This is a genomic window from Verrucosispora sp. SN26_14.1, from assembly GCF_004307965.1.
Taxonomy (GTDB): domain Bacteria; phylum Actinomycetota; class Actinomycetes; order Mycobacteriales; family Micromonosporaceae; genus Micromonospora.
The window spans coordinates 1-10,267 of the sequence record NZ_SISL01000211.1; the positions used below are offsets into that span (position 1 = coordinate 1).

Consider the following 10,267-nt stretch of genomic DNA (forward strand, 5'->3'; position numbering starts at 1 on the left):
GGTCGGGGCGGTCCCCGTCCCGCCGCGCGCGGGCGGCCAGCGAGGCGGCGACCGGCCACGGGGTGCCGGTCCGGACCAGGCGCAGGATGCGGACCGCGCCCGGCCCGTACCCCCGGTACGGCTCGCAGCGCTCGGCGAAGGCCAGGGCGAGGGCGTCCCGGTCGACGCGGCCGTTCTCGGCCAGCGCCGCCACGACCGAGCAGGCCATCTCGGTGTCGTCGGTCCACTGCCACGGTGGCGGGGGAAGCCGGCCGGCGGTCAGGTCGGCCGGGGTGTTGCCGGGGACGAAGTACTGGGAGCCGAGGGCGTCGCCGACCGAGAGGCCGGCCAGCGAGTCCCGGGCCAAGGACAGGCGGGTGTCGGGATAGCGGGTGAAGGTCATCGTCGTACCAGCTCGGCGCGTTGTCGGGTGGGCCGCAACGACGTATCGCACCACTCCGAGTACCGTTCTGGCGTGGCCACCGTCCTGCTGGTCGAAGACGATCACGTCGTACGCGGCGCGATGCTTCGTTCCCTCACCGACCGGGGCCACGCTGTGCACGCGGTCGGCACCGCGCTGGACGCGCTGCGCCGGGTGGCCGCCGAGACCCCCGATCTGGTCGTGCTCGACCTGGGCCTGCCGGACCTGGACGGGTCGGACGCGCTGCGGATGCTGCGCGGCATCACCGACGTACCGATCATCATCGCCACCGCCCGCGACGACGAGCAGTCCGTGGTGAAGCTGCTGCGGGCCGGCGCCGACGACTACATGGTCAAACCGTTCACCGGCGCGCACCTGGACGCGCGGATCACCACCGTGCTGCGCCGGGTCGGCCGCGCCAGTCGCGGCGTGGCACCGGCCGTGCACAGCGTCGGCGGGCTCCGGGTCGACGTCGGTGAACGCAGCGCCCTCCTGGACGGTGAGGCGCTGGCGCTGACACGTAAGGAATTCGACCTGCTGGCCTATCTCGCCGCCCGACCTGGCCGGGTAGTGTCCCGGCGGGAACTCTTGGAGGAGGTATGGCGGCAGCCATCGGTCGGCGAGGACCAGACAATCGACGTGCACCTGTACTGGCTACGCCGCAAAATGGGCGAGTCCGCGGCGAAACCCCGCTACCTTCGCACCGTGCGGGGGGTGGGCTTCCGGCTGGTGGCGCCGGACTGAGGCGCTCGCTGGCGCTGCTGACCGGCGGCACCGGCATCCTGCTGGCACTGGCCTTCCTGATCCCGCTCGGCCTGGCCCTGGGCGGCCAGGCCCGCGACGAGGCGATCGCCGACGCGGCCCGGCGCAGCGCGCTGGTCACCGGCGCGCTCGCGGTGAGTACCCAGCCGGTGCTGGTGGAGCGCGCGATCGAGGCGAGCGGCGTCGACCCGGCGACCCGCCCGGTGGTGCACGGTCTCGACGACGTGGACGCCGGGGCCGGACGCGCCGACGCAGGCCAGCTCGACCGGGCCCGCGCCGAGGGACGTTCACTGGTGGTCGACGTCGACGGCGGGGTGCTGCGGCTGGACCCGGTGGTGCTGGGCGACCGGACGGCCGTGGTGGAGGTCTTCGTCTCGGACGAGGCGCTCGGCGGTTCGGGCCGCTGGTGGCTGCTGGTCGGAGTGGCCGTCGCCCTGGTGGGTGCCGCCGTGCTGGTGGTGGACCGGCTCGCCGCCCGTACGGTCGACGCCACCCGGGGGCTGGTCAAGGCGGCCCGCGCGGTCAGCGACGGCGACCTGGGCGTACGCGTGGAGCCGAGCGGCCCGCGCGAGCTGGCCGAGGCCGGGCACGCGTTCAACCGGATGGCGGAGCGGTTCGTCGCGGCCCGCACCGAGGAGCGGGAGCTGGTGGCGGACCTGTCCCACCGGCTGCGGACCCCGCTGACCGTGCTCCGGCTCGACGCGGAGGCGCTGGAGTCCGACGACACCAGCGTGGACGCGTTCAGCCAGGCGGAGCTGGACCACCGACGCGGCATCCGGCGGATCCGGCAGGCGATCGTCACCCTGGAGGGTGAGATCGACGTGCTGATCAAGACCACCCGCAAGGCGGTGGCCACCGAGGCGGCACCGGCGATGTGCGACGTGAGCGAGGTGGTCCGGGACCGGATGGTGTTCTGGGCGGCCCTCGCCGGCGACCAGAACCGCCCGCACCGGGTGGTCGGCGCCCAGTTGCGGATCCCGGCGCCGGTGCCCCGGGCCGAGTTGGCCGCCGCGCTCGACGCGGTGATCGGCAACGTGTTCCGTTACACCCCGCAGGGCACCGCGTTCGAGGTGGCGGTGTCCCGCCGCGACGGGTACGTGGCCATCCGGATCGACGACGCCGGGCCGGGCATCGCCAACCCGGATCGCGCGCTGCGCCGGGGCACCAGCGACCAGGGCTCCACCGGCCTCGGGCTGGACATCGCCAAGCGGGTGGCGTTGCAGGCCAACGGTTCGGTGAGCATCGACCGGGCCCGACTCGGCGGCGCCAGCGTGGTGATGCTGCTCGCCGACCCGGAGGCGACGCCCCGGCAGGTCAGCCGGTTCGGCCTGGTGGGTCGGATGGCCCGGGAGGCACGGGAGCAGAAGGGCAGCGGCCGGCGCTGGCCGAGGCAACGGCCCACCGACGGCTGACGACGGCACGAGCCTGCGGGTTGTGCGGCGGCACAAGTCTTCCTTAGATCCGAATTAACGACGTCCCATTGGCCCGGTACGGGTGTCAGGATCAGGTCCGAAACCAGCAGTTCCGTCGGCCTACCGCTCCCAGCGCACATCGGCCGGCGGAGCCGTGCGCGCGGCGGGAGACACGGTCCCCCCACACCTCCTCCCGTCGCGCGCACCTCGATGCCTCCGCCGGTCCCGACCGGGGTCGGCCGGGACCGGGGACGTCCCCACGGACCGCGCGGTCAGTCGCGCGCGGCGGCCAGGTAGGCGTCGATCTCCGCGATGATCCGCTGCTTGCCCGCCGGGTCGAGGAACGAGGCGGCCACCGCGTTGCGGGCCAACGCCGCCACCTGCTCCGGGCCGGCGTCGAGCAGTCGGGCGGCCACCGCGTACTCGTCGTCGAGGGTGGTGCCGAACATCGGCGGGTCGTCGGAGTTGATCGTCACCAGCAGCCCGGCCTCGACCAGCGTCGGCAACGGGTGCTCCTCGATGACGGCCACCGCCCGGGTCCGGACGTTGGAGGTCGGGCAGACCTCCATGGCGATCTGCCGCTCCGCGAGGTACGCCAGCAGTTCCGGGTCCTGTGCGGCGGAGATGCCGTGACCGATCCGCTCGGCGCCCAGCTCGCGCAGGGCGTCCCAGACGGTCTGCGGGCCCGTGGTCTCCCCCGCGTGCGGCACCGAGTGCAGCCCCGCCGCCCGGGCCTGGTCGAAGTAGGGCTTGAACTGCGGCCGGGGCACCCCGATCTCGGGGCCGCCCAGGCCGAAGCTGACCAGCCCGTCCGGGCGCTCGTCGAGGGCGATCCGCAGCGTCTCCTCGGCGGCCGGCAGGCCCGCCTCGCCGGGGATGTCGAAGCACCAGCGCAGCTCGATGCCGAAGTCGGCGGCGGCCCGCTTGCGGGCGTCCTCGATCGCCTCGCAGAACGCCGGTGCCGGGATGCCCCGGCTCACGTGCGAGTACGGCGTCACCGTCAACTCGGCGTAGCGCACCTGCTGGCGGGCCAGTTCCCGGGCCACCTCGTGGGTGAGGATCCAGACGTCCTCCTGGTCGCGAACCAGGTCGACGACGCTCAAATACAGCTCGACGAAGTGCGCGAAGTCGCGGAAGACGAAGTAGTCGGCGAGCAGTTGCGGGTCGGTGGGGACCGGCGTACGCCCCTCGTGGCGGGCGGCCAGCTCGGCGACGATCCGGGGCGAGGCGGAACCGACGTGGTGCACGTGCAGTTCGACCTTGGGCAGTCCGGCGATGAAGGTACGCAGATCGGTCACGTTTTCTCCTGGGCGATGACACCGGTACACCGGCGACGACGACGGTCCGTGCGCAGTCTTACAGGCCGTCGGCGCGATCAGGGGGCGGCACGTCCAGCCGGGTCGGGCGCGCGGCCCGGCCTCGGCACGGACGCCAGAGGTCACTAGGCTCGGTCGTATGGAGCAACGCACCTTCCCCCGGATGGGCCGACAGGTCGGCGTGGTCGGGCTCGGCGCCTGGCAGCTCGGCGCCGACTGGGGCACGGTCACCGAGGACGACGCCATGGCGGTGCTGGACGCCGCGGTCGACGCCGGCATCACCTTCCTGGACACCGCCGACGTCTACGGCGACGGTCGCAGCGAGCAGCTCATCGGGCGGTACCTGGCGGCCCACCCGGACGCCGGGCTGACGGTGGCCACCAAGATGGGGCGTCGGGTGGCACAGACCCCCGATGCGTACATTCTGGACAATTTCCGTGACTGGACCGATCGTTCGCGGGCCAACCTCGGCGTCGACACGCTGGACCTGGTGCAGTTGCACTGCCCGCCGACGCCCGTGTTCGCCACCGACGCGGTCTTCGACGCCCTGGACACCCTCGTCGCAGAGAAGCGCATCGCCGCGTACGGCGTCAGCGTGGAGACCTGCGACGAGGCGCTCACCGCGATCGCCCGCCCGGGGGTGTCCAGCGTCCAGATCATCCTGAACGCGTTGCGCCACAAGCCGCTGGAGCAGGTGCTGCCGGCCGCCTCGGCCGCCGGGGTGGGCGTCATCGCCCGCGTACCGCTGGCCAGCGGGCTGCTCTCCGGCCGGTACGACGAGCGGACCACCTTCGCCGCCGACGACCACCGCTCCTTCAACCGGCACGGGGAGGCGTTCGACGTCGGCGAGACGTTCTCCGGCGTCGACTACACGCTCGGGCTGGAGGCGGTACGCCGACTCGCCCCGCTGGTCGGCGACGACCGGACGATGGCCCAGTTCGCCCTGCGGTGGGTGCTCGACCAGCACGGGGTCACCGTGGTCATCCCGGGCGCCCGCGACGCGGACCAGGCCCGGGGCAACGCCGTGGTGGCCGGTCAGCGGCCACTGTCGACGGACGAGCAGGCCGCCGTCGCCGCCGTCTACGACGAGCTGATCCGTCCGCAGGTGCACCAGCGATGGTGACCGGGGAGGTGACCGGCGATCCGGCCGGCGGCACGGGCAGCCCGGCCCCGCCGGAACGGATGAGCGGCTGGTTCCGACTCACGCTCGGCCTGCTGGCCGTGGTGGTCGGGGCGATCTGGACGGTGCAGGGCCTCGGGTACGTCGAGGACGGCCTGATGACCGACCAGCGGATCTGGGCCGTACTCGGTCCGCTGCTGGCCCTCGCTGGTGTGGCGCTGCTCTGGTGGGGCATGCGGGCCCGGACGCGGCGCTGACCGACGGATGCGGAAAGCCCCGCGTCCGTACGGAACGCGGGGCTTTTGCACCTGGGCGGGGACAGCCTCGCCATCTGGCGGCCGGCGGTCGCCGACCGGTGCGTCAGAGGGGGCGGACCTGCTCGGCCTGCGGACCCTTCTGGCCCTGGGCGATCTCGAACTCCACCCGCTGGTTCTCCTCCAGCGACCGGTAGCCGCTGGACTGGATGGCCGAGAAGTGGACGAACACGTCAGCACCCCCGCCGTCGACGGTGATGAAGCCGAAGCCCTTGTCAGCGTTGAACCACTTCACGGTTCCCTGCGCCATGTGTATCTCCTTCTAAAACTGGCGGCCGAGCACGCCGTGCGGCCGGTTGGCCGTTTTCGAGCAGCGGCGCCTGAGGCGGCCCCCAATGAAGGAGACTTCTCTCAACCCACGCCATCTCTCAACAGCGTGGAACAGCAAACCACGTACGCAAAAACTCTGCACAGCCTACCCGACGAAATTCTCCGACATGTGACCTGACGGATGCGAAAGATCCGCTGTGCGGCATGCGCGAGGTAGGGCAAAAGGCCCCCTCGACCGGTTACGGACGAGGGGGCCGGGTCGGCCTCGGGCACGGCGAAGCTAGTCGGGCCAGCGGCCGGTCAACCGGCGTACGCCCACCGCGCCGCCACGGTCCACGGCCGCCCGGACGACGGAGAAGATGGCGCCCTGCAACGCCGCCGCCGCGAGGATCTCGCCCCAGTGGCGGTCCTCGTCGACGGGATCGGGGGCGTCACCGTCGCCGGCGGTCATCTTCCACACCTGCCGGAAGATGGCACCCGCGAGCGCACCCGCGGCGATGCCGGCCAGGATGCCCACCGGCCGGTAGGCGACCTTGCTCAACCCCTTGCTCACCCACGCCTCCCTCGAATGATCATCAGCACCACGGCGGTCACGATCGCGCCCGCCGCGAGGGCGACGAACGGCGCCGGACCGTGCCGTCCCCGCACCGGCGGATGGGTCAGCGCCGCCTGGCCACGGACCCGGGCGACGGTCAACGCCGCCTGCTCCCGGACCCGCTCGCGGGCCTGGTCCGCCGAGGACTTCAACCGCTTCTTGACGTCGGCCTTGGCGGCCAGCGCCTCCACCGTCTCGCCCAGCTCGACCCGGGTCCGCCGGATCTCCGCCCGCAGCGCGTCGGGGTCACCGGTCCCGTTGCCGTGCCCGTTGCGCGTCCCGTTGTGTGTCATGCCCGTCCCCTGTCCTTCACCGCCGCGCTGACCACGTCCACGTCGGCCCGCAGGCTCTGCACGGTCGCCTGCGGCACCGGCGGCACCGCCTGGCTGACCTGCTTCTTGCCGAGCAGCGCGAGGACGCCGGCGATCAGGAAGACGACCGCCGCCACGATGAGCGCGGCCGCCCACGCCGGTAGGACCAGGGCCAGCAGCAGGATCGCGGCGGTGATCAGCGCGCCGAGACCCAGGAAGGCCAGTGCGCCGCCGCCGGCCAGCAGGCCGACGCCGATACCCGCGTGCTTGCCCTTCTCTGTCAGCTCCGCACGGGCCAGCGCGAGCTCGTCCCGGACCAGGCGGGACACCTGCTCCGTCGCCCGCTGGACCAGCTCGGCGGTGGAGGGCTCGCTTCCGTTGTGGGATGTACGGACGTCAGCCACGTCAGCCATGCTGTCCCCCTCTCGTCGTCACCGCGCTGTATGCCCGAAGTAGCCGCCCGCCAATCCTGTCTGCGAAGAAGGAGCAGGGCGTCCCGCACGAGGTCCCCGGTACACGTTCCGTCAAACCTTCCCGGCCCGTCCCGTTCGGGCGTCCGCACCCGATCGGCGTCAGCGACGCGCCTCGACGGGCTCGTCGGGACCGACGAAGGCTTCGCTGCGGGCGTCGCCGTCGTCGCTGCCACCGAAGAGGCGGGCGTCGTCGGGGACCTCCCCGTCCTCGAAGCGGCGGACCCGCCGCTTGGGGTTCACCCACTGCCAGGGCAGCGAGCCGGCACCGTCACCGACCTCGGTCCGCAGCCGTGGCAACGCGGTGGGCCGCTGGTCGCGTACCCAGGCCACCATGTGCTCGCGGACCAGGCAGCGCAGGTCCCACAACGCGCCGGCGCTGGCGGCGCTCACCAACGCCCGCAGCTTGACCATGCCGCCGGTCGCGTCCGTCACCTGGAGTACGCAGACCCGGCCGTCCCAGAGCTCGGTGCCCTCGACCAGGCGACGCAACTCCTCCCGCATCGCCTGCACCGGGAGCGACCAGTCGACGTCGAACTCCGCAGTGCCGAGCACCGCCGCCTCGGTCCGCGTCCAGTTCTGGAACGGGGTGCTGGTGAAGTAGGAGGTGGGCAGGATCAACCGTCGGTCGTCCCAGATCTGCACCACCACGTAGCTGAGGGTCAGCTCCTCGATCCGGCCCCACTCCCCCTCGACCACGACCACGTCGTCCAGACGGACCGCGTCGCTGAAGGCGAGTTGCAGGCCCGCGAAGACGTTGCCGAGCAGGCTCTGCGCGGCCAGCGCGGCGACGATACCGACCACACCGGCGCTGGTCAGCACACCGGCACCGATGCCACGGACGGCCGGGAACGTCATCAGCATCACGCCGACGGTGAGCACCACGATCACCACGATGGTCACCCGGCGCAGCATGACGACCTGGGTGCGGACCCGGCGGGCGTGCCGGTTGTCCGGCACGTCCACCCGGAACCGGGCCAGCGCGGTGTCCTCCACCACCACCAGCAGCGAGGTGACCAGCCAGGCGGTGGCCGCGATGACCGCGAGCACCAGCATGTGCAGCAGCGCCTGCCGCCACCCGGTGCCGACCGCGTAGCCGGTGCTGAACCGGACGGCGAACTGCACGGCCAGCACGGTGGCCGCGATCTGGAACGAGCGGTGGGCGTGCTCGGTCAACTCCATCATGAGTCGTGACCGGTGGCCCCACCGCCGGATCGAGCGATGCACCACCTCGACCACGGCAATGGCGATCGCCGCCGCGGCGAGCGCGGCGACGACCGTCACGAGGTAGCTGTGCACGTGTGGTTCTCCTTCCGGACCGACAACAAGATCCACGCAAAGGGGCAAGTCTGCCCCGGACCGTCGAAACCGGCCACCGCAGCGGTGCTGCGATGGCCGGCGTCGGGACGGAGTACCTCAGACCTTGCGGTAGCGGGCCTGGAGGAAGCAGTACAGGCCGAAGGCGGCGATGCCCAGGCCGACCAGCGACAGCAGGATGGTGCCGAACGCCTGGTCCCGCAGCGTCCGCAGGGCGGCGTCCAGGCCCCGGGCCTTCTCCGGGTCGTAGTTGACCGCGGCCAGCACGACCAGCACTCCGGTCACCGCGAACGCGCTGCCCCGGGCGGTGTAGCCGGCCATGCCGAGCCGCCGGGCGAGCTGGGTGGTCTTGGCGTTCATCTCGCCGGTCTTCAGCCGCTTCATGAACTTCTTCTTGACGCCGTAGATGAACATGCCGACGCCGACACCGATGAGGACCAGGCCGGCGAGACCGACCAGCCACCGACCGCCGGTCGACTCCATCAGACGGGCGGTCATCTCCTCCTGCTGGGAGGCGCTGTCGGAGTTGGCGTTGGAGAAGACCTTCCAGGCCGTCCAGGCCAGCCAGAGGTAGATGACCGCGCGGGCGGCGGAGAAGACCCGCTCCTTGATCCGGTCGTTGCCGCTCTCGGTCTGGTGCCCGACGGCGGCTTCGAGGGCCTGCCAGATCGCCATGGCGACCATGCCGACGGCGATGGCGATGACCACGAATGTGCCCATCGGCTGCGCGGCGAGTGTCCGCAGCGCGCCGGACTGGTCACCGTCGTCGGAGGAGTTGCCGAATGCGATCTGCAACGCCAACCAACCGAACAACAGGTGCACGATCCCGTAGCCGATGAAACCGGCCCGGGCGAGGAGTTCCAGCCACCGGCTGTCGGCCGTACGGGCGGCGGTGGCTTCGGCGTTCCGGGTGAGAGACATGGGGCCTCAATCTCCGGACGCGAAGATTTCCAAACGTGTCCAGCCGCCGCGGGGAAGCGACGGCTGGACGGACGGATCGGACGGCTGTCGGCGTCAGCCGGAATTGCGCGAGATGCGTACCTTGACCTCGGCATCGGTGACGCTGTCCAGGGTGACCGCCAGGCCGCCGACATCGGCGGCCTGCTGGCCGACGGTCAGCGACAGTTGCTCACCGGCGACCTCGATGGTCACCACGTCGTCCTGGGCCTCGACGAGCCGGGCCTCGACACCGAGAATGTTGGCGCGCGCGTCCACCCCCCGGTCGAAGGTCACCGTGCAGGCGTCCAGCCCGCAGTCGGTGCGGGCACCCTCGGAGCTGCACCCCATGAGCAGGGCGGCACCGAGTGCGAGTCCGGCCAGCAGACCGGCCGACTTGCGGGTGGGGACCCTCCAGGCGAGGGTGCGCCGGCGGTGGCCGGCGAGCGATCGGTTCGTCACCGCCTCAGCGTACGAGACGTAGGCGAACGGGCCCGGCGTGCCGAACCGGCGGTGGACAATGGGTCGGTGAGCATGCTGGTCGAGGAGAACGCCGCCAAGCACCGTTACGAGATCCTGGTCGACGACGCGCTGGCCGGGTTCACCGCATACCTTCCCCGGGGGGAGGCGCTGGTCTTCACGCACACCGAGGTGGACCCGGCCTTCCAGAACAGGGGCGTCGGCACGGCACTGATGCGCGGCACCCTGGACCAGGTCCGCGCACAGGGGCAGCGGGTGGTGCCGCAGTGCCCGTTCATGCACGCCTACATCGAGCGCCATCCCGAGTACGCGGACCTGGTCACCAGCCCCGCGTGACGGCGGTCCCACCCAGCAGCTCGGCCACGGCCCGACCGGCGGCCCGGGTGGCCCCGTGCGTGGCGACGTGCACCGTGCCGGTGACCAGTGCGGGCACCCCCAACTCCACCACCACGGCGTCGGGCCGGTCCGCCAGCACCCGGTCGACGGCAGCCCGCATCCAGTCGTGCCGGTGCAGGTCGCGCACCACCAGGACGAGCGGTCGGCCGGCGGCGCCCAAGGCCGGGT

At 72.1% G+C, this 10,267-nt stretch carries 14 protein-coding genes and 1 pseudogene; 5 read left to right on the forward strand and 10 right to left on the reverse strand.

Going from position 1 to position 10,267, the window contains the following annotated elements:
- Positions 1-382, reverse strand: a 382-nt coding sequence (locus EYA84_RS18685) for an ADP-ribosylglycohydrolase family protein (protein ID WP_131054345.1), incomplete at its 3' end; no start/stop codon positions are given.
- Between the two features lie 72 nt (positions 383-454).
- Here EYA84_RS18685 and EYA84_RS18690 point away from each other — a divergent pair.
- Together EYA84_RS18690 and EYA84_RS18695 are read left to right on the forward strand one after the other, a co-directional pair.
- On the forward strand, positions 455-1,144 hold the full coding sequence (locus EYA84_RS18690) for a response regulator transcription factor (protein ID WP_131054346.1): 690 nt from the start codon (positions 455-457) through the stop codon (positions 1,142-1,144).
- A gap of 173 nt (positions 1,145-1,317) precedes the next feature.
- Positions 1,318-2,574, forward strand: coding sequence for an ATP-binding protein (locus EYA84_RS18695; RefSeq protein WP_394347586.1), 1,257 nt, complete (start codon positions 1,318-1,320; stop codon positions 2,572-2,574).
- 272 nt (positions 2,575-2,846) lie between these two features.
- On the opposite strand, the gene EYA84_RS18700 is transcribed toward EYA84_RS18695, so the two are convergent.
- Positions 2,847-3,872 carry an adenosine deaminase gene (locus tag EYA84_RS18700; RefSeq protein WP_131054347.1) on the reverse strand — a complete coding sequence of 342 codons (1,026 nt, stop codon included), beginning with the start codon at positions 3,870-3,872 and terminating at the stop codon, positions 2,847-2,849.
- Positions 3,873-4,029: 157 nt separating this feature from the next.
- Here EYA84_RS18700 and EYA84_RS18705 point away from each other — a divergent pair, with 157 nt between their 5' ends.
- A complete protein-coding gene (locus tag EYA84_RS18705; protein ID WP_131054348.1) occupies positions 4,030-5,013 on the forward strand; it encodes an aldo/keto reductase in 984 nt (327 codons plus the stop codon).
- 59 nt (positions 5,014-5,072) lie between these two features.
- The gene (locus EYA84_RS18710; RefSeq protein WP_131054357.1) at positions 5,073-5,267 is read left to right on the forward strand and encodes a hypothetical protein; all 195 of its coding nucleotides are present in this window, start codon (positions 5,073-5,075) and stop codon (positions 5,265-5,267) included.
- 103 nt (positions 5,268-5,370) lie between these two features.
- Here EYA84_RS18710 and EYA84_RS18715 read toward each other — a convergent pair whose 3' ends face one another.
- From EYA84_RS18715 to EYA84_RS18745, 7 genes are all read right to left on the reverse strand, one after another.
- Positions 5,371-5,574, reverse strand: coding sequence for a cold-shock protein (locus EYA84_RS18715; RefSeq protein WP_067306996.1), 204 nt, complete (start codon positions 5,572-5,574; stop codon positions 5,371-5,373).
- A 300-nt stretch (positions 5,575-5,874) separates the two neighbouring features.
- Positions 5,875-6,147 carry a DUF4235 domain-containing protein gene (locus EYA84_RS18720; RefSeq protein WP_131054349.1) on the reverse strand — a complete coding sequence of 91 codons (273 nt, stop codon included), beginning with the start codon at positions 6,145-6,147 and terminating at the stop codon, positions 5,875-5,877.
- Entirely contained in the window at positions 6,144-6,482 is a 339-nt protein-coding gene (locus EYA84_RS18725; RefSeq protein WP_131054350.1) for a DUF3618 domain-containing protein, read from the reverse strand. Before EYA84_RS18725 ends, EYA84_RS18720 begins: the two co-directional genes overlap by 4 nt.
- A complete protein-coding gene (locus EYA84_RS18730; protein WP_131054351.1) occupies positions 6,479-6,913 on the reverse strand; it encodes a phage holin family protein in 435 nt (144 codons plus the stop codon). Before EYA84_RS18730 ends, EYA84_RS18725 begins: the two co-directional genes overlap by 4 nt.
- A gap of 159 nt (positions 6,914-7,072) precedes the next feature.
- Entirely contained in the window at positions 7,073-8,269 is a 1,197-nt protein-coding gene (locus tag EYA84_RS18735) for a mechanosensitive ion channel family protein (protein WP_131054352.1), read from the reverse strand.
- A 117-nt stretch (positions 8,270-8,386) separates the two neighbouring features.
- On the reverse strand, positions 8,387-9,208 hold the full coding sequence (locus tag EYA84_RS18740; RefSeq protein WP_131054353.1) for a DUF1206 domain-containing protein: 822 nt from the start codon (positions 9,206-9,208) through the stop codon (positions 8,387-8,389).
- A gap of 93 nt (positions 9,209-9,301) precedes the next feature.
- Positions 9,302-9,685 (reverse strand): hypothetical protein, encoded by a 384-nt coding sequence (locus EYA84_RS18745; RefSeq protein WP_131054354.1) that lies wholly within the window; start codon positions 9,683-9,685, stop codon positions 9,302-9,304.
- A gap of 72 nt (positions 9,686-9,757) precedes the next feature.
- Here EYA84_RS18745 and EYA84_RS18750 point away from each other — a divergent pair, with 72 nt between their 5' ends.
- The gene (locus tag EYA84_RS18750; protein ID WP_236145836.1) at positions 9,758-10,039 is read left to right on the forward strand and encodes a GNAT family N-acetyltransferase; all 282 of its coding nucleotides are present in this window, start codon (positions 9,758-9,760) and stop codon (positions 10,037-10,039) included.
- Here the strand turns inward: EYA84_RS18750 and EYA84_RS18755 are convergent.
- Positions 10,023-10,267, reverse strand: a pseudogene (locus tag EYA84_RS18755) (glycoside hydrolase family 3 protein); the annotation flags it as partial. The gene EYA84_RS18750 and the pseudogene EYA84_RS18755 overlap by 17 nt on opposite strands.